The organism is Sphingomonas hominis (assembly GCF_013328205.1).
GTDB classification, from domain to species: Bacteria; Pseudomonadota; Alphaproteobacteria; order Sphingomonadales; family Sphingomonadaceae; genus Sphingomonas; species Sphingomonas hominis.
In genome coordinates this window covers 616,972-633,060 of the sequence record NZ_JABULH010000001.1, presented here as the reverse complement: position 1 = coordinate 633,060, position 16,089 = coordinate 616,972, and the positions used below count along the sequence as shown (strand labels likewise).

Genomic DNA, 16,089 nt, shown 5'->3' with positions numbered 1-16,089 from the left:
AGCTGGCCCTGCCCGCTCACAGCGACCAAAGGAGGTCAGGACCAAGCCTGCGCGCCAAGCGGTCCAAAAGCATGTCGATGCGACGCCCGAACGGATCGCGCACGCTGCCGGCGATCACCAGATCGTCGATGCGATCATCGACCGGGCTGGTGAGCGCGCCAAGCTGACTCGCCGGTTCGCTGACAGCGCGATCGACCGGATGCACAAGCGCGGTCAGCTCACCTACCCGCAGTGGTACGCCTGCGACTGGTACATGCGACTGCATGCCGAGGCGATGAGCGCACCGCGGGTGGTCGCCGCCTATGGTGATGGCGTGGGCGGATGCGGTAGCGAGAGCTACGGGCAACCGCGCAACCGCCATCAGTGGGATGCTCGCCGCAAGCTGCGCGACGCGCGTGGAATCATCCCGGCTCGCATGCTGCCGCTGTTCGACCGCGTGGTGGTAGCCGACGACATGCCAACCTTCCATAATGGGCAGCAGCGCGCTCGCTTCGCAGCCCGAATCGTCTCAGCGGCTCAATCGCTAGCTGCTTGGCTGAAGATCGCATGAGATTGAACGCGAGTCGGCCTTGAAGAACGAAAAGTGACCATGGGCTTATTGCGTGGCGAATAAATTTTTCGCACGACCCTTTTCGCTTGTTATTGCCAAGACCCGCAGAAATCCACGCGTCGAACCGACCTTTCCGGTGTGAATGTCGTTGACAGTTGCGACAATCGCAGTTTTCCGGCGAGCCGCTGAACATCACCCGCTTGCTCGGGTGGTAACGATTTAGTAAAGATGGGTCGTTCCGGTGGCTTAGTCCTACCGGGATCGGGGGCAGCGCCAGCATAGTCTGGACAACTTCGGCGCTGCCTCCGCCCATCAACACCCGAGGAGGGCGTCGCTATGGTGCGGAAGACATGTAAGGACTCCGCGTAGCTGCGTCAACGAAAACTCGGGTCAATCTACAGGTGTGTGCCTTGACCCAGAATGTAAATCGTGAACCGCAAGGTGCGGTCGACATCGACAAATTCCTGCAGCGCAACCGGCGAGCGGCGGCAGCCGCGCAGGAGGCGTCTCGCCAGATTGAGATGGAGCTGATGAGATTCGATGAGGGGCCATCGGCCATCGACTTCAACGTCGATTGGTCGAAAGACACGGTGTGGGCCACTCAGAAGCAGATGGCCGAGCTTTTTGGCGTGCAGGTGCCGGCGATATCGAAGCACGTGAGCGCCATCTACGACTCCGGCGAACTCGATCAGGCGGCAACTGTTTCCAAAATGGAAAGAGTTCGAATTGAGGGTGGCCGGTCGGTTAGCCGCGAAACGGATCACTACAATTTGGATGTGATCCTCACCGTGGGCTACCGCGTGAATGGCTCTAAAGCCGCGGACTTTCGTAAGTGGGCCAACAGCGTCCTGAAGCGATACATCGCTGACGGCTATGCGCTTAACAGTGGGCGCCTTGGGGCTGACCCGACCGCATTGCGGAAGCTGGCGGCGGAGGTTCGGGCGCTCCGATCCGAAGAAATCTCGATCTACGAGGCAGTGCGCGACTGCTTCAAGCTCGCGTCAACCGATTACGACAAAGACGCCCCAGCGGTACGCTCCTTCTATGCCAAGCTGCAGGACAAGTTCCTGTACGCCATCACGGGCAAGACGGCGTCGCAGCTGATCCTCGATCGGGCCGACGCGGCGAAGCACAACATGGGCATCATGGCGACGAAGTCGGAACGGCCGACCAAGGCCGAGTCCAAAATCGCCAAGAACTACCTGGCACGCGAGGAGGTCTATATCCTCCACATCTTGTGCGAGCAGTTCCTGCTCTACGCCGAGAGCAAGGCGATCCGTGGCAAGTCAATGACGATGAACGAATTGGCCGCGAAGCTCGACGCGCTGCTCGAAACCAATGAGTATGCGGTGTTCCCAGGCTACCGAGACTTCCTCAAAGATCAGGCGATGCGACACGCGGAGGTGGAGTGGGACCGTTTCAAGAAAGCTCTCCCAGTCGGCGCGCGATTGTCGAATTATGGGTAAGCGGCGTGACTGAGTGTGTTGTCGCTTGACGCGCCGCCCGGTTTCAGGTTCCCATATCCGCAGATCGAAGAGCCGTGCCCAGCAAGGTCGCGGCTCTTCTTGTTTTTACGTCATTTCACTGACACACTTGCAGGATCGACCCTAGCTATCGAGCCAGTGGCGTACCAATAGACATCGTCTACGCTGAACAAGCTTCGCCAGAACGTGCTTTTCTGACCATACTTAAAGTCGATAATGGCATTTCCCGCGTGCGCTTTTGCCTGATCCACCATGATGTCTTTGATATGATCTAGGCTCTTTAGCTGGCTTGAAGAAAACCATCCGTCAATCTTGGTATCCAATTGCTGGATCACCTGCGCGCCGCCCGGGTGCCCCTCGATGAAGAGGATGCCTTTGTACTCTACGGCGCGCATTATTTTTCACGCTCAAGGACAACAATCATCTCCTCTCGGTTGCCCCCCAGCCCTGGGATTGAGGCCGTTGCCACGCTGATGACCTCCCAGCCTTGAGCCGCATAAGCGTTTAATCCCTGTTCGAGCGCCTCTGGGTCAAACTTGCGGCTAAACCATTTGTCTTTCTGCGACATCACTTTGTATTCTTTCACGACACCGGTCTCCTCGGGACGGAGGCTAGGACGGCGGGACTGCTGCAGGAAGTGCAGAAGCTTATGATTTGCCCGCCTTCTTTTTCGTTTCGGGGTGCGTGATACCAGACATGCCCAGCTTCGGTAATGGGCAGCAGCACGCGGTTTTCGTCCCGCATTTTGGATACGGCACAACCTTTAGCTAAGTGGCTTGGCTTGCCTGTCTAGTTCATGCTCGATGTCTATTTTCGCCCATTTCATGCGAACAAACGTTCACATCTACCACGCGAACTTCGGACGTTCGTTCACATCAACGTACTAACATCATTCGCTTAGAGACCATACGCACTCCCGGCCGCGGCATTTATCCTCGAACGCCTCGCACACGCCTCGTCCAACGTTCCGGCTTCCATACGAGCTCAGCGTCATGACGCTATGGCCTTCCACCTTTTGTTCACCAGTCGATCTTACGACTCTGCGTAAGTCATTGAGTTGTCGCGATGGTCGTAAGAACAAAATCCACCTCCCCGGCTGGCTCGCTTGCCGAAGCCGCCACGGGACCGGGATACGAAGCGCTGCGGTTCCTGTCCGAGCAGAGACTCGACCATAATCCGGTCAATTTCGCGCTGGCGTGGCGATGCAAGACAGATCGGCACAGCGTGCCTGCGATGGCGGTTGATGCCATCCTTATGGAAGGCCGCCGCCTCGTTCAGGCGGACGTCGATCTCATCACTGCGGCTGCCAAATCGAATGGTGGTGCTGCTGCCACTGAACCAGGGCATGACGCTCTCCGCCATCAAACTCTCAGGCTGGCGGACATCGCAGCACATGCCGCCAGCCGGTCCTCCGACTTCGGGCGCGACCTGTCCGCGGGCCTATTCCAGCTTTCCGGTGGCCCGAGCTCGGTCGAGCAGATCGTGAAGGCGATGGTTCAGCGTAATTATGATATCCAGACTCAGCTGAACGCCGCCTCCAGCGAGATCGAGGAATTGCGCCAGCAGGTAGAGATCTCAAGGGACGACGCTCATCGCGATGCGCTGACGGGCCTTCTCAATCGCCGGGGCGCCCGAAGGGAGATGTCGGCTCGCCGATCGTCACGAAACAGCAGCGTCGCGCTTTGCGATGTTGATCACTTCAAGCAGGTGAACGACACCTTCGGACACGGCGTCGGCGACCGCGTCCTGAAAGCTGTCGGGGCTTGCCTGTCGCAGAGTCTCGGCTCTCACACCCTCGCACGGTGGGGCGGCGAGGAGTTTCTTGTATTCCTAGATGGTGTGACCGTCGCGCACGCCGTTGAAATTCTTGAACACGCTCGATCAAATTTAGCGGACCGCACGTTCCGCGATCGCCAGACCGATAAGCTTATCGGCTCCGTCACCATCTCAATCGGCGTGGCGCCATTCGGGGGCACGAAGCAAGACATGGCTATCGAGGCTGCCGATCGAATGCTCTACGAAGCCAAGCGAGGCGGCCGCAACCGCGTCATCGCCGCCGTCGCCGGAACGCGTTAACATGCTCGCGACTGAACGCTGCTTATTTGGCCACCGTGCGATAACGGGCGGGCTCACTTCAGCATCATTTCGGGGAGCGGCGCTCCGTTTCCGGCGGACCGGAATGTCCGCCCTTGTGCCGGAGTTCGGAAGGTGCTGATCCGTATAACGCCTGCACAGGCGAGACTTGGAATGATTGTCGAAGGGCTGGAGGACGGCTGGTTATCCCACCCCTTCTGGCGTGAGCGCTTTGTTATCAAAACTCCGGCCGATCTCGAGCGAGTAAGGAATGGCGGGACCAACCTGTTCATCGATGCACGCAGCGGCCCGGCGCCCCTGACGAACGAATCGTCACACAAAGTCACCATTTCAGTACGACCGAAGACTCCAGCAGGGCGACCGGCCGCTCCGCTGCAAGTGAAGAAATCAAGCGCCCTGCGATTGCCAAGAAGGCTTCCGACGCCGCCCGCCTTCGACCAGGCGGAGAGGAAACGCGCATCTGCGGTGGTCAAGAGGTCCGCAAAGATCATCGGCGACGTGTTCGACGATTGTCGCCGTGGCCATCCGGTGGTGATGCCTCAGATCGCCTCAGTGGTGAAGGACATTGCTGATGCGCTTGAGCACAACGGTGCCGCCTTCGCCAGCGTGACGCGCTTGAAGGAGAAGGACGGCTACACGTACACGCATTCAATCGCCGTCTGCGCGTTGATGATCACGCTTGGGCGCGCCAGCAATGCAACGTCGAGCGAGGTCGCCGATCTCGGGATAGCCGGAATGCTCCACGACATCGGCAAGCTCTCGATTGATACCTCAATTCTCGGCAAGGCAGGGCCGCTCGATGAAGGCGAGCGCGCTTTGATCCGTCAGCATCCCGAGATGGGGCACCGGTTGCTAGCGTCGGATCCGCAGGTTCCGTCCGTCGCGTTGGACGTTTGTCTGCATCATCACGAGCGGCTCGATGGAACGGGGTATCCCTTCGGCTTGCATGGCGACCAGATTACGACTGCCGCCCGCATCGCCGTGATCTGCGACGTATACGATGCGATGACGTCGAACCGTCCTTACAAGAAGGGCAAGGCGCCTGCCGACGCCATCGCAGAGATGGCCTCTCTTCCGGACATGATCGACCAAAGTCTGCTGCTTAAGTTCATGCGCGGTATCGGCGTATATCCGGTCGGTAGTCTCGTTCGTTTGCGGTCAAACAGACTCGGCGTGATTATGCCTACGACATCCGCCAGTGGTCGAGGCGCGGCACGCTCATTTTACAACATCATGGAGGATCGGATCTCGGAATATGAGGACGTCGTTCTCGGCGATAGCTTCAAGGACGATCAGGTCGTGCAGATTGATGAAGGGGGGGAGCAGTTTGGAAACGATTGGCCCGTCATGCGCGACCGCATCCTGAGCGGACGATTTTTACCCGGGCAGCCGGCATAACGCGGCAAGGGTCGCGGGTACGACCAAGTGCGTTGCCCGGTCAAACTGGATCCCGGTCTTGAGCGCTAGATGAAAGAACGGGCATAAAACTGTGCGGCTGCTCCAAAGCCGCCCGTGGGGCTTCCACCAAATCAGACATTCGGCATACGATTCCTGCAGCCTTTACGGATCGTTTACAATCTTGCTGCATTGCAGTATGGCTCGGGCTCAAACAAGAAGGACACCTCATGATTTCGAAGCTTCTGACGGCCGCTGCCGCTAGCGCTCTGGTTGCAGCTCCGGTTGCCGCAGCTCCCATGAACGCTGCTTCGTCGTTGTCGGTGTCACGCGCTGCTGCGCCGTCGGCTAAGAAGAACGAGCTTGCTGGTGGCGGCTTCATCGTCGCGATCATCGCGGCTGCTGCCGTGATTGCGGGCATCGTCGTGGTTGCCGACAGCGACGACGAGCCGGACAGCAACTAATTATCGATCTGCCGCGTAACTCCTTTTGCTTGGCGCCGCGGCAGACAGATAGTCGCAAGGGGGACTTTGGTCCCCTTTGTTGTATCTGCTGTGCGTGATGTAACAAACCGATAGGCCTTGACCTTACCGTCCGTTTGAGGCATCCACATGCATAGATCGAAGAGTCGCGCCCAGCAGGGTTGCGGCTCTTCTTCGCTTCAGGGTGCGCTGCAGTCTCAGCTTCGGCGCAAAGACACTCGTTTTTAAACCTATGTTAGCTGCTGCGCTTATACCCCGATCTGGTGCTGCACACGTCTGACCCCATCCTCGCCGACCTGATGAACGCACTAGCTAAGCTGGACCAAGACGGTGAAGGTGCTTCGCTATGCGCTTGCCACCTGTCATCAGCGATCGACGCACGGTTGACCATGTTGCTGGATCGGACGCGGTAGAGCCTCACGTTCATCTTTCCACGCGGTAACCGCGCTTGCTGAGCGCGGCCCCGGCCGATCTTTACTTGTGACCGCCATGCCCGGCGTTCTGGTTGTTGTCCTTGCCGTCGGTGTTCTGGCTGTTGTCCTGCTTGGTGTTGCCGCCGACATCGTCCTTGCCGTTCTTCTCGAAGTCGCCCTTCTTCTTGTGGTCGGTCATGTCGCTCTCCTTGGTTTAGGGAGAGGGTAACGCGCTGCGGCGATCGGGTGTCCACTGCCCCGGCTATATTGGCAGAGCTCGTCTACAACCTAGGGTGCAAAGAGGGGCGGCTAGGCCCCTCTCGCTTTTCAGGCCTGCGGCTCAGCAGCAACCGCGGCGCTGTCGGTGCGTGTCTCCTGATCGGCGTCTTCGCCAGCGATGATTGCCTTGAAGGTCGGATCCTCACCTTCATACCCGCATCCGACATCACGATCGTCGTCATAGAGCGGTTTATTCTCACACCAGCGCTGCTGCGCGATCGAGGGAGTAGCCGTAGTAAGGAGCGCGGCAGCTGCTCCGAGAGCGGCCAAGGCGACGTTCTTATAGCTCTTCATGCTTCTCTCCGTGACCGGACGACCCGGCTAAGAGGAAGCTTTCACGATGGTGGTTGCGTCGCAAGCCGTTGATCGCTGTGACATCGCTGGCAGCGCATGTTTATTTTCGTTGCTTCGTTTCGGGGTGCGTGATGCCAAGCCGCCCGCCCTCACTAATTAAGCCGAAGCCGCGCAAGGCCTGGGCGCATAGCAAGCCGAGCCCTCGCCTACGTGGTCGCGCTGGTGTCGCGGATCGCCGCAGCATCCTGAGCGACGAGCCACTGTGCCGCACGTGCGTCAAAGCTGGTCGAGTGACCGCCGCTACCGTCGTCGACCACATCGTGCCCTTGTCAGAGGGCGGCAGTGATGACCGGAGCAACAAGCAACCCCTCTGCACCCCCTGCCATGACGCCAAGTCGAAGGCCGAGCGCGCCGCGGCGCAGACGCGGGGGGTGGGTCGAAAGTCCAGGGCCTGACCTACGGACACCGACGCCCAACCTCTTTTTTCGCGCGTGCGAATTAAACTTTCGGGTCGAGATAAATTGCGGAGACCTCGATGAAGCGCGGCCCCAAGCCTGACACGCCGTCAGCAAAGGCGGCGCGCGGCACCCTCCAGCCAGTCCGTGATGGGCTGAAGACCGAGCTTGTCGTCCCCGGCGATCCGCCGATCGCACCCGACTACATGACCGCGGAAGCGATCGACGTGTGGCATGAGGTGATCGGCCGAGTGATGGCCGCTGGCGTGTCCGAGGTCGATAGCGCGATTCTGGCGCGGTACTGCTCGCTTGAGGCGCTGGTCCGCAAAGCCTTCAACGCCGGTGGCGAGCCGCCCCCCGCCGCGTACCTGACGGTGCTGCGCCAGCACGAAGAGCTGCTTCGAATCGCCGGCCCGAAGAGCCGCGTCGGCAGTGCCGGAGGTGACGCAAATGGCGGCAAGCCGGGCAACCCGTTCGCCCGCAACGGACACCGGGCACGCTAGAGATTACACCGCGGTCGCGCTGGCATATGCCAAGGCCGCCGCTGCCGACCGCGTGCAGGCGCGCCATTGCAAATGGGTCCGCCTCGCCGCGCAGCGTCACCTCGACGACCTGAAGCGCGCGCGTGACAAGGCTTGGGGCTACTATTTCGACCCGTGGCACGCGAACGACGTCTGCGATTTCGCCGAGAAACTGCCGCACGTCGAAGGCGTGTGGGATACGCCGACCATCACGCTCGAGCCGTTTCAGATCTTCGTGCTCGCGATGGTGTTCGGCTGGCGAAGGCACGAGACCGGCGGGCGGCGGTTTACCTCGGTGTACGAGGAGGTGGCGCGCAAGAACGCGAAGTCGACCAAGACGGCGCTCATCTCGCTATACTGCCTCGCCTGCGAGGAGGAACCCGGCCCGCAGGTGCTAACCGCGGCAACGACGTTTGATCAGGCGAAGAAGGTTTTCCACCCGGCCAAGCGGATGGTCGAGAAGATGCCCGCGCTGCAGGAAGCGTTCGGGCTGATACCCTGGGCCAAGTCGATCACCTGCTCGGACAACGGCGGCTACATGCAGCCGATGCACGCGAAGGCGAAGAGCCAAGACGGGCACAATCCGCACCTGGTCACGATGGACGAGCTGCACGCGCACAGCGACCGCGGTCTCTTCGACGTCATGAACTCGGCGTTCGGCGCGCGGCGCAACCCGCTGATGTGGATCATCACGACCGCGGGCTTCAACCTGCACGGCGTCTGCTACGAGCAGCGCACGCTTGCGACGAAGGTGCTGGAGCGCTCGGTGATCGCCGAGCACATGTTCGGGATCATCTTCACGCTCGACCGCGCCGAGGATTACGACGACGAGCGCAAAGAGGGTGACGACCCGTACGATCCGGCCAAGTGGATCAAGGCCAACCCGCTGCTGGAAGCATCCCGCCCGCTCCGCGACGAAGTCGCCAAGCGCGCGATCGAGGCGCAGGCGAGCCCCGCAGCCGAGGGCGAGTTCAAGACTAAGCACCTGAATATCTGGTTGGGCGCCGCCTCGGCCTGGCTGAACGTGACGCAGTGGGCGATCTGCGCCGACCCTGCCCTGACGCTCGACGATTTCGCCGGGCTCGACTGCTACATCGGCGGCGATCTCTCGAACGTCGACGATCTGTCTGCGGTCGTGCTGGCGGCGGAAGACGCCGACGGGCGGCTGCTGGTGAAGCCGTGGTTCTTCGTGCCGGAAGCCCGGCTGCAGAGCCAGGACAACAGCCTGAAGCAGGTCACCGACATGTACGCGCGCTGGGCCGCGGAAGGACACCTGACCACCACGCCCGGCGACTTCATTGACCACCGCGTGATCGAGGCGAAGATCCGAGGGCTGAAGGACAGGCTGGCCGTGCGCCGCGCGACGTTCGACCAGTGGAACAGCGGTCTCGCGATGGCCAGCCGGTTGAATGAGGATCTGGGCGACGGCGGCGAGGCCTTTGCGGTGCAGCTGGCGAAGAACGCTCGCAACGTGACCGACCCGGCAAAGGCGATCGAGGCGCGCGTGAAGGCGGGGCCTGCGCGGCTGCGTCATGACGGCAACCCGGTGATGACGTGGATGATCGGGAATGCGGTCGTCGAGCGCCGTGTCGACGGCAGCATCCTGCCCAAGAAGCAGACGCCGAACAGCCCGAACAAGATCGACGGAGTGGACGGCATGATCAACGCTACCGCTCCGATGTTGCTGCCGGTCGAGGACGATGGTGTCGACGACTGGCTCGCGAGCCTGCGCGCATGAGCGGCTACCAACTGTCGCGCCGCGCCGCAGAAGCCGAGGTGCGGTCGCTCGCATCGCGCGGCCTCCCGATCGAAGCGAAGTCGGTGCTGTCGCTGACCAGCCCGGTCGCGCCTGGCCAGCAAGACGCTGACAACTTCCGCACGAACAAGGTCACACTCGAGCGGTATAACGACACCAGCGCTGGCGTGCTCAGCGCCGCGCACGGGCTATCCGCCACCTGGGCGTGCGTCAGCTTCTGGGCCGGCAACATCGCTTCCCTGCCCTGCGCGGTCCAGCGCAAGGGGCCGGGCGGCGTTGCGGTCGATGACGATCAGCACCCGCTTTACTGGCTGCTGCACGACAGCCCGAACTACGACCAGTCAGCGTTCGACTTCTGGGAGTTCATCGTCGCCAGCATCGAGCTGCGCGGCAACGCCTATGCCGAGATCGTGCGGCGTGATGATGGCTTCATCGTGTCGCTGGCACCGATCCCGCCTGACTTGATGCGGGTCACTCGCAACGGCGCCGGCGAGCTAGAATATCGGTGGACTGATGGCAGCGGCGAACACTTAGTCCACCAGGGCGACATGCTGCATATCCGCGGCTTCGGCGGCGGCGCTCTCGGCGGCGTTTCCCCGCTCGCGGCCTGCCGGCAGTCCTTCGCGTCGGCGATCGCGGCGGACCGCGCCGCCACCACGATGTTCGCGAACGGCGTCCGCACCTCCGGTGTCATGTCGGTCGACAAGGTTCTGACCCGCGATCAGCGCAACGAAGCCGAGCAGTTGCTTCAGGACAAGTTCGTCGGCGCCGCGACCGCAGGCCGCCCGATGCTGCTCGATGCGGGCATGAAGTGGGAGCAGCTTTCGATCGACCCGAAAGACGCCGAGATGCTGGAGAGCCGGCGCTTCTCGGTTGAGGAGGTCTGCCGCGTGTTCGAGGTCGACCCGCACCTCGTCGGTCAGACCGTCGGCAACACGACGCTCGGTTCCAGCATCGCCGATCAGACGCTGTCGGTGCTGAAGTTCAAGATGCGCAAGCGGCTGAAGCGCATCGAGGGCGCGGTGACCAAGCAGTTGCTGTCACGCGCCGATCGCAAGGCGGGCGTGTCGATCCGGTTCAACGTCGAGGCGTTCCTGCGCGCGGACAGCACTGGCCGCGCCGATTTCTACACCAAGATGCGGCCGTTCATGACCGTCAACGAGGTTCGCGCGCTGGAGGGACTGCCACCCGTCGAGGGCGGCAACGTGCTCTACAAGCAGATGCAGGACGTGCCGATCACGGATGCCGGGCAGCAGCCCGCGGAGGTCTGACGATGGAAGAACTCGACATCGTTCTCGACGCCAAGGCGCTCGACGACGACGGCAACATCGAGGGTCTGGCGGTCGGCTACGGCGACATCGATCATGGCAACGACATTGTCGCGCGTGGCGCCGTCCAGCTGGAAGGGCGCAAGAGCATTCCAATGCTGCTGCATCACGACCGCAAGAAGCCGGTCGGCGTGTGGACGGAGTTCACCGATCAGCCGGACGGCCTACGCGTAAAGGGCCAGTTCTCTGCCAATACGCTTGCCCGCGAAGCGCGGCAGGATGTGAAACTTGGCGTAATCACTGGGCTGTCGATGGGCTTCATCACGAAGAAGCATCGGCTGGAGGGCAAGGCTCGGCACCTGCTCGAGGTGGGGCTGCACGAGATCTCGCTGGTGACCGTGCCGATGCACAACCGCACGCGCATCCTCAGCATCAAAGACATTCTGGGCGGCGGCGAACTGCCGAGCGTCCGCCAGTTCGAGGAGTTCCTGCGGGATGCAGGCGGCTTCTCCAAGTCCGTGGCCGCGGCGATCGCGACCAAGGCAGCGCCGCATCTTCGGGGGGAGCCCGAGGCGAAGGCGATCGACGAGCTGCAGCAGTTCTACACCGCGCTGCGCGGCTGATCCTTCATCTCTGCCAGAAAGGCACATCATGACCGACAAGACGCCGGCCGAGCTCGCGCTCGAGCTGAAGGGCAATTTCGACCGCCGCCACGACGAGCTGAAGGCCATTGCCGAGAAGGCGCTGGCCGAAGCCGAACGCGGCATCCCGCTCTCCACCACCGCCAAGGAACTCGCCGACCAGGCGCTGACCGGCATGAACGAGGCCAAATCGCGCCTCGACGAGCTGGAGCAGAAGGCAGCGCGCCGCGGCTCGGAACCGACCGAGGTCAAGTCGATCGGTCAGCAGTACATCGACAGTGATGCCTACAAGAACGCATTCGGCAACGGCGTGCGTCAGGGGCAGAACGTCGGCATCGAGGTGAAGGCAATCACGTCGCTCACCACCGACGCAAACGGCTCGGCCGGCGACCTCGTCCGCCCCGAGCGGGTCCAGTCGCCGATGCAGATGCTGCCTGATCGTCAGCTGACCATCCGCGGCTTGATTGCGCCCGGCACGACCTCCTCGAGCTCGATCGAGTACGTGCAGGAGACCGGCTTCACCAACAACGCCGGCATGGTCGCCGAGGGCACGCTCAAGCCCGAGTCGACCCTGAAGCTCGACCTGAAGAATGCGCCGGTGCGTAAGATCGCGCACTGGTTCCTCGCATCGGCCGAGATCCTTGCCGACGCGCCGGGCCTGCGTTCCATGATCGATAACCGCCTGCGCTACGGCCTCGCATTCGTCGAGGACGTGCAGCTGTTGAAGGGCGACGGCACCGGTCAGAACCTTGCGGGCATTAAGCCGCAGGCGTCCGACTACGCGCTGCCAGCGGGCGTGACGGGCTTTGCGGCGCCGACGATGATCGACAAGCTGCGCCTGGCGCAGCTGCAGGTCGCGCTCGCGCTGTACCCGGCCGATGGCCAGGTTCTGCACCCGATCGACTGGGCGTTGATCGAGATGCAGAAGGATGGCGAGGGCCGCTACATCATCGGCAACCCTCAGGGCACGATCGCGCCCACGCTGTGGGGCCTGCCGGTGGTGCCGTCGATGGCGCAGACGCAGGGCGAGTTCACCGTCGGTGCATGGCGCATGGGCGCCCAGCTGTTCGATCGCGAGCAGTCGGGCGTGCTGGTGTCGACCGAGGACGGCGACAACTTCCGCCGCAACATGGTGACCATCCTGGCCGAAGAGCGGCTGGCGCTCACCGTGTATCGCCCGGAGGCGTTCGTCGACGGCGCCTTCGCCAACGCGTGACCATGACGAGGGCGGGCCGCCGGGTCCGCCCTCGCTTTCGGGGGCATCGAACGATGGCCGACAAAAAGACGTATACCGTTCACCGCGCGATGCACGGTGACGGCAAGGATTACGCGCGCGGCGACACGCGCGAGATGACCGAGACCGACGCCGCACCATTGGTGGCATCCGGCGCGCTGTCGCTGGAGGGCGAAGAGCCCGCCACGCGCGGGGCCGGCGTCCAGCACACGTTCGGCACCAAGCCGAGCACGGTGAACGACCGCGGCTACACCAGCGCGACCGGTGAGGGCATTGCCGCCCCGCCCGCCGCGCAGGCCGCTAAGCCGGCGGCGAAGAAGAACGCCTGATCACATGCGCGTTCTCGTCATCACCCGACCTGACCCTGTCGTGTCGCTTGCCGACGCGAAGGCGCACTGCAAGGTGGAGGACGATAGCGAGGACGCGCTGATCAAGGCGTATGTCGCCGCAGCCACGTCGCACATCGACGGGCCCGACGGGTGGCTCGGCCGCGCGCTCGGCGTGCAGGTGCTGGAAGCGCGTTGCGGTGCCGCGTGCGGCGACACGATCCGCCTCCCCTTCCCGCCCGTCGTCGAACTCGTCAGCATCTCCTACCTGGACGCGGACGGTGTCGAGCAGATGGGTGACCTCGCCGACGTTGAGGTGCTCGGGCGCGATCTCGTCGCGGCGTCGTCGTGGCCGTGGGTTGGCGGCTCGTCACGGCGTGAGGCAGTCCGCATCCGCTACCGTGCCGGCTATCCAGTCGACGATAGCGGCGACAGTCCGCGCTCGACGCTGCCCGCCGCCATCCGCGCGGCAATCCTGCTGATGACCGACGACCTGTATCGCAACCGCGGCACCGTCTCGCCCGGCACCGTCACCGCCGTGCCGATGTCCACGCCGGTCGAGAACCTGCTCGCGCCGTTTCGAGTCTACGCCTGATGGCGGGGCTGGAGACCGGGCGGCTCGACCGGCGCATCGCGATCGAGCGTGCCACCACCACGACTGATGATCTCGGCGCCGACGTGGCTGCCTGGCAGCCGATCCGCACAGTATGGGCCGAACGCCTGACGCAACGCGCAACCGAGGCGTGGAAAGCTGGCGGCACCGCAGCCCAACGTGAGGTTGTCTGGCGCATCCGCTGGGCGCCTGACCTCGCCGACCTTAGCGAGCGCGAGCGCGTCGTCTACGCTGGCCAGGTGTACCCCATCAGCGGCGTCGTCGAGTTCGGACGGCGTGAGGGTCTAGAGATCACGACCAACCCGAGCGGCGAGCAGGCGTGAAGGTCACGGTGAAGGTCGAGGGACTGCGCGACCTCGACGCCGCCCTGTCCGAGCTACCGAAGATCACGACCGCGAAAGCCGTAGTGCGGCGCGTCCTGAAGAAGGCAGCCGAGCCGTTACGTGCGCTCGCCGAACAGACCGCCCCGCGGCTCACCGGCGCGCTCAAGATCTCGATCGTCATCGGCACGAAGCTGACCCGGCGCCAAGCTCGCATGGCGAGGAAAGAGCCGAAGTCGCTGACCGAGATGTTCATCGGCACCTCGAACCCGGCAGCGGTTCCGCAGGAGTTCGGCACCCACGATCAGAAGGCGCAACCATTCATGCGGCCAGCGTGGCAGGCGACCAAGGATCAGGTGCTGACAAATATCGGCAACGAGCTGGGCCCCGAGATTGAAAAGACCGCGGCACGGCTCGCGAAGAAGGCGGCGCGCGGAGGCTGATATGCAGGAAGCACTGCGCGCGAAGCTGCTGGCGGTGCCCGCGTTCGCCAAGCTCTGCCCCGCTGTAGCGTGGGACGAGCGACCGCAATCTGCCCCCTACCCCGTTACAGTGCTGACGCTGGTCACGCCGGGACGCGGCTACAATCACGACGGCTGGGACGGCCTGAACGAGACGCTGGTGCAGGCGGACATCTGGGCGCTGTCGAACGCGGAGGCTCTGGCCATCAGCCGAGTGCTCACCGCGGCAATCGAGCCGACCACCACCATCAATGGCTGGGAGCTCGGACCCGCCTTCTTGGAAGACGAGGACGGCGGCGGCACCGAAGACTTGGGCGGCGGGCGCAAGGTGTACCGGCGTCGCATGGACTGGATCATCATGAATAGGCCCGCGGCCTGAGGAGGCACTATCATGGCAGAGAAGAACTTTGGCGCAGCCTTTCTGCTGGGCGCATCGGCCGCGGCGAACGCGCCGCTCACGAAGATTGCCGAGGTGCTGTCGGTCAAGGCTCCGAGCCTGTCGCGCGGCACGATCGACACAACCACGCACGACAGCGCGGGCGGCGTGATGGAGTTCATGGGCGAAGGCGTCGCAGATCCCGGCGTGCTCACGGTACAGATCCACCGCGTGCCCGGCAGCGACTCCGACGCCAAGCTGCTCGCAGCGGTTGCGAGCGGCGACAGCCTGCTGATGGCGGTCAACTCGAACGGCCGCAATGGCGCGGGCGTCGCGACGAAGATGCAGACGAAGGGCATCGGCATCGTGACCGGTTACGAGCCCGATGATCAGCCGGTGCAGGGCAAGCAGACCGCCACGGTGACGATCAAGGCGTCGGGCGTGTGGACGCAGGCAGCGCTCGCCGCGTGACCGGGCTTTCGCTGCGCGGCGAGGCGTCGCTCGACCTCCCGCGTGGCGAGGTCGTGCTGGTGTTCGACGTCGCCGCGCTCTGCCTGCTGGAGGCTGCGCTCGACGCCACCACCGATGCCATCCTCGTCGCGATTGAAGAGCCGACCGTCGACATCACCCGCTTCCGCGCTGCGTTCTGGGCGGGATTGCAACGGCGACAGCCATGCTCGATTGCCGAGGCCGAGCAGCTGATGAGCGAGGCGGGCTTCGACCAAGTGCGCGCAGCCGTGATGGCGGGGCTGCGCGGTGCGTTTGGCGTGGCGGAGGATAGGGATGAGGCGGACCCTCGCAATCGGAGCGGGGCCATGACTGGCTTTCGCTCCTGGAGGCTTGGTGCGAAGCGGGCGGTGAACCGGATCGCTTCTGGCTTCAAACGCCGCGCATCCTCCGCACTATGGTGCGGGGATATGGCGAACGGCTGAAGAAGCTGCGCCGCCTGGGGTTGTCGCAGGCGTGGCACGCCGCGGCGTTTGAGCGGGCCAGCCCCCTGCCCGACCTCGCCGAGATCCTGCGCGACGGCGACGAAGAGCGCGAGCCGCAGGGCGACGACGCAATGACGTTCAATCTCGCGTCGTTCGCTGCTGCGACGCAGGCCGGCGAAATCTAGGAGAACACCA

The 16,089-nt window shown here is 63.3% G+C and carries 24 protein-coding genes; 19 read left to right on the top strand and 5 right to left on the bottom strand.

Going from position 1 to position 16,089, the window contains the following annotated elements; translation table 11 throughout:
- Positions 1 to 16: 16 nt before the first annotated feature.
- Complete coding sequence (locus HRV97_RS03250) at positions 17 to 205, bottom strand: hypothetical protein (RefSeq protein ID WP_174192227.1); 189 nt, start codon at positions 203 to 205, stop codon at positions 17 to 19.
- On the opposite strand from HRV97_RS03250, the gene HRV97_RS03245 reads away from it, so the two are divergent.
- Entirely contained in the window at positions 200 to 550 is a 351-nt protein-coding gene (locus tag HRV97_RS03245) for a hypothetical protein (protein ID WP_174192226.1), read from the top strand. The two genes, HRV97_RS03250 and HRV97_RS03245, sit on opposite strands and share 6 nt — an antisense overlap.
- 410 nt (positions 551 to 960) lie before the next feature.
- Positions 961 to 2,016, top strand: coding sequence for a RhuM family protein (gene rhuM, locus HRV97_RS03240; RefSeq protein ID WP_174192225.1), 1,056 nt, complete (start codon positions 961 to 963; stop codon positions 2,014 to 2,016).
- A gap of 110 nt (positions 2,017 to 2,126) precedes the next feature.
- Here rhuM and HRV97_RS03235 read toward each other — a convergent pair whose 3' ends face one another.
- Both HRV97_RS03235 and HRV97_RS17750 read right to left on the bottom strand, forming a co-directional pair.
- Complete coding sequence (locus tag HRV97_RS03235; protein WP_174192224.1) at positions 2,127 to 2,429, bottom strand: hypothetical protein; 303 nt, start codon at positions 2,427 to 2,429, stop codon at positions 2,127 to 2,129.
- Complete coding sequence (locus HRV97_RS17750; protein ID WP_174192223.1) at positions 2,429 to 2,620, bottom strand: DUF4177 domain-containing protein; 192 nt, start codon at positions 2,618 to 2,620, stop codon at positions 2,429 to 2,431. Before HRV97_RS17750 ends, HRV97_RS03235 begins: the two co-directional genes overlap by 1 nt.
- A gap of 479 nt (positions 2,621 to 3,099) precedes the next feature.
- Between HRV97_RS17750 and HRV97_RS03225 the strand changes: the two genes are divergently transcribed.
- From HRV97_RS03225 to HRV97_RS03215, 3 genes are all read left to right on the top strand, one after another.
- Entirely contained in the window at positions 3,100 to 4,110 is a 1,011-nt protein-coding gene (locus HRV97_RS03225; RefSeq protein ID WP_174192222.1) for a GGDEF domain-containing protein, read from the top strand.
- Positions 4,111 to 4,242: 132 nt separating this feature from the next.
- On the top strand, positions 4,243 to 5,526 hold the full coding sequence (locus HRV97_RS03220; RefSeq protein ID WP_343044416.1) for a cyclic di-GMP phosphodiesterase: 1,284 nt from the start codon (positions 4,243 to 4,245) through the stop codon (positions 5,524 to 5,526).
- A gap of 227 nt (positions 5,527 to 5,753) precedes the next feature.
- Positions 5,754 to 5,987 (top strand): hypothetical protein, encoded by a 234-nt coding sequence (locus HRV97_RS03215; RefSeq protein ID WP_174192220.1) that lies wholly within the window; start codon positions 5,754 to 5,756, stop codon positions 5,985 to 5,987.
- 492 nt (positions 5,988 to 6,479) lie between these two features.
- On the opposite strand, the gene HRV97_RS03210 is transcribed toward HRV97_RS03215, so the two are convergent.
- Positions 6,480 to 6,617, bottom strand: coding sequence for a hypothetical protein (locus tag HRV97_RS03210; protein WP_174192219.1), 138 nt, complete (start codon positions 6,615 to 6,617; stop codon positions 6,480 to 6,482).
- A 128-nt stretch (positions 6,618 to 6,745) separates the two neighbouring features.
- Positions 6,746 to 6,991, bottom strand: a complete 246-nt coding sequence (locus HRV97_RS03205) for a hypothetical protein (RefSeq protein WP_174192218.1) — start codon at positions 6,989 to 6,991, stop codon at positions 6,746 to 6,748.
- 131 nt (positions 6,992 to 7,122) lie between these two features.
- On the opposite strand from HRV97_RS03205, the gene HRV97_RS03200 reads away from it, so the two are divergent.
- The 14 genes from HRV97_RS03200 (at position 7,123) to HRV97_RS03135 (ending at position 16,079) form a co-directional block, all read left to right on the top strand.
- Positions 7,123 to 7,446, top strand: a complete 324-nt coding sequence (locus HRV97_RS03200; protein ID WP_174192677.1) for an HNH endonuclease — start codon at positions 7,123 to 7,125, stop codon at positions 7,444 to 7,446.
- 80 nt (positions 7,447 to 7,526) lie between these two features.
- A complete protein-coding gene (locus HRV97_RS03195; RefSeq protein WP_174192217.1) occupies positions 7,527 to 7,949 on the top strand; it encodes a hypothetical protein in 423 nt (140 codons plus the stop codon).
- Positions 7,897 to 9,705: a terminase large subunit gene (locus HRV97_RS03190; protein ID WP_174192216.1), complete on the top strand. Its 1,809-nt coding sequence runs from the start codon at positions 7,897 to 7,899 to the stop codon at positions 9,703 to 9,705. Before HRV97_RS03195 ends, HRV97_RS03190 begins: the two co-directional genes overlap by 53 nt.
- Positions 9,702 to 10,994, top strand: coding sequence for a phage portal protein (locus HRV97_RS03185; RefSeq protein WP_174192215.1), 1,293 nt, complete (start codon positions 9,702 to 9,704; stop codon positions 10,992 to 10,994). The genes HRV97_RS03190 and HRV97_RS03185 overlap by 4 nt, the downstream gene beginning before the upstream one ends.
- Before the next feature lie 2 nt (positions 10,995 to 10,996).
- On the top strand, positions 10,997 to 11,614 hold the full coding sequence (locus tag HRV97_RS03180; RefSeq protein ID WP_174192214.1) for an HK97 family phage prohead protease: 618 nt from the start codon (positions 10,997 to 10,999) through the stop codon (positions 11,612 to 11,614).
- 28 nt (positions 11,615 to 11,642) lie between these two features.
- The gene (locus HRV97_RS03175; RefSeq protein ID WP_174192213.1) at positions 11,643 to 12,848 is read left to right on the top strand and encodes a phage major capsid protein; all 1,206 of its coding nucleotides are present in this window, start codon (positions 11,643 to 11,645) and stop codon (positions 12,846 to 12,848) included.
- Positions 12,849 to 12,901: 53 nt separating this feature from the next.
- Positions 12,902 to 13,195 (top strand): hypothetical protein, encoded by a 294-nt coding sequence (locus HRV97_RS03170; protein ID WP_174192212.1) that lies wholly within the window; start codon positions 12,902 to 12,904, stop codon positions 13,193 to 13,195.
- 4 nt (positions 13,196 to 13,199) lie between these two features.
- Positions 13,200 to 13,787: a head-tail connector protein gene (locus HRV97_RS03165; protein ID WP_174192211.1), complete on the top strand. Its 588-nt coding sequence runs from the start codon at positions 13,200 to 13,202 to the stop codon at positions 13,785 to 13,787.
- Positions 13,787 to 14,128 (top strand): phage head closure protein, encoded by a 342-nt coding sequence (locus tag HRV97_RS03160; RefSeq protein ID WP_174192210.1) that lies wholly within the window; start codon positions 13,787 to 13,789, stop codon positions 14,126 to 14,128. Before HRV97_RS03165 ends, HRV97_RS03160 begins: the two co-directional genes overlap by 1 nt.
- Positions 14,125 to 14,568: an HK97-gp10 family putative phage morphogenesis protein gene (locus HRV97_RS03155; RefSeq protein WP_174192209.1), complete on the top strand. Its 444-nt coding sequence runs from the start codon at positions 14,125 to 14,127 to the stop codon at positions 14,566 to 14,568. Before HRV97_RS03160 ends, HRV97_RS03155 begins: the two co-directional genes overlap by 4 nt.
- A gap of 1 nt (position 14,569) precedes the next feature.
- Positions 14,570 to 14,965 (top strand): gp17 family tail completion protein, encoded by a 396-nt coding sequence (locus HRV97_RS03150; protein ID WP_174192208.1) that lies wholly within the window; start codon positions 14,570 to 14,572, stop codon positions 14,963 to 14,965.
- A gap of 12 nt (positions 14,966 to 14,977) precedes the next feature.
- Entirely contained in the window at positions 14,978 to 15,433 is a 456-nt protein-coding gene (locus tag HRV97_RS03145) for a phage tail protein (protein WP_174192207.1), read from the top strand.
- A 53-nt stretch (positions 15,434 to 15,486) separates the two neighbouring features.
- Entirely contained in the window at positions 15,487 to 15,894 is a 408-nt protein-coding gene (locus tag HRV97_RS03140; RefSeq protein WP_174192206.1) for a hypothetical protein, read from the top strand.
- Positions 15,867 to 16,079: a hypothetical protein gene (locus HRV97_RS03135; RefSeq protein WP_174192205.1), complete on the top strand. Its 213-nt coding sequence runs from the start codon at positions 15,867 to 15,869 to the stop codon at positions 16,077 to 16,079. The genes HRV97_RS03140 and HRV97_RS03135 overlap by 28 nt, the downstream gene beginning before the upstream one ends.
- Positions 16,080 to 16,089 lie beyond the last annotated feature (10 nt).

What these genes read in the sequence shown, in the direction of transcription:
- HRV97_RS03245 (WP_174192226.1), top strand. Translation starts at nt 200, where the DNA reads ATGCACAAGCGCGGTCAGCTCACCTACCCGCAGTGGTACGCCTGCGAC.
- HRV97_RS03235 (WP_174192224.1), bottom strand. Translation starts at nt 2,429, where the DNA reads ATGCGCGCCGTAGAGTACAAAGGCATCCTCTTCATCGAGGGGCACCCG.
- HRV97_RS03225 (WP_174192222.1), top strand. Translation starts at nt 3,100, where the DNA reads ATGGTCGTAAGAACAAAATCCACCTCCCCGGCTGGCTCGCTTGCCGAA.
- HRV97_RS03215 (WP_174192220.1), top strand. Translation starts at nt 5,754, where the DNA reads ATGATTTCGAAGCTTCTGACGGCCGCTGCCGCTAGCGCTCTGGTTGCA.
- HRV97_RS03210 (WP_174192219.1), bottom strand. Translation starts at nt 6,617, where the DNA reads ATGACCGACCACAAGAAGAAGGGCGACTTCGAGAAGAACGGCAAGGAC.
- HRV97_RS03205 (WP_174192218.1), bottom strand. Translation starts at nt 6,991, where the DNA reads ATGAAGAGCTATAAGAACGTCGCCTTGGCCGCTCTCGGAGCAGCTGCC.
- HRV97_RS03200 (WP_174192677.1), top strand. Translation starts at nt 7,123, where the DNA reads ATGCCAAGCCGCCCGCCCTCACTAATTAAGCCGAAGCCGCGCAAGGCC.
- HRV97_RS03195 (WP_174192217.1), top strand. Translation starts at nt 7,527, where the DNA reads ATGAAGCGCGGCCCCAAGCCTGACACGCCGTCAGCAAAGGCGGCGCGC.
- HRV97_RS03190 (WP_174192216.1), top strand. Translation starts at nt 7,897, where the DNA reads ATGGCGGCAAGCCGGGCAACCCGTTCGCCCGCAACGGACACCGGGCAC.
- HRV97_RS03185 (WP_174192215.1), top strand. Translation starts at nt 9,702, where the DNA reads ATGAGCGGCTACCAACTGTCGCGCCGCGCCGCAGAAGCCGAGGTGCGG.
- HRV97_RS03180 (WP_174192214.1), top strand. Translation starts at nt 10,997, where the DNA reads ATGGAAGAACTCGACATCGTTCTCGACGCCAAGGCGCTCGACGACGAC.
- HRV97_RS03175 (WP_174192213.1), top strand. Translation starts at nt 11,643, where the DNA reads ATGACCGACAAGACGCCGGCCGAGCTCGCGCTCGAGCTGAAGGGCAAT.
- HRV97_RS03170 (WP_174192212.1), top strand. Translation starts at nt 12,902, where the DNA reads ATGGCCGACAAAAAGACGTATACCGTTCACCGCGCGATGCACGGTGAC.
- HRV97_RS03165 (WP_174192211.1), top strand. Translation starts at nt 13,200, where the DNA reads ATGCGCGTTCTCGTCATCACCCGACCTGACCCTGTCGTGTCGCTTGCC.
- HRV97_RS03160 (WP_174192210.1), top strand. Translation starts at nt 13,787, where the DNA reads ATGGCGGGGCTGGAGACCGGGCGGCTCGACCGGCGCATCGCGATCGAG.
- HRV97_RS03150 (WP_174192208.1), top strand. Translation starts at nt 14,570, where the DNA reads ATGCAGGAAGCACTGCGCGCGAAGCTGCTGGCGGTGCCCGCGTTCGCC.
- HRV97_RS03145 (WP_174192207.1), top strand. Translation starts at nt 14,978, where the DNA reads ATGGCAGAGAAGAACTTTGGCGCAGCCTTTCTGCTGGGCGCATCGGCC.
- HRV97_RS03135 (WP_174192205.1), top strand. Translation starts at nt 15,867, where the DNA reads ATGGTGCGGGGATATGGCGAACGGCTGAAGAAGCTGCGCCGCCTGGGG.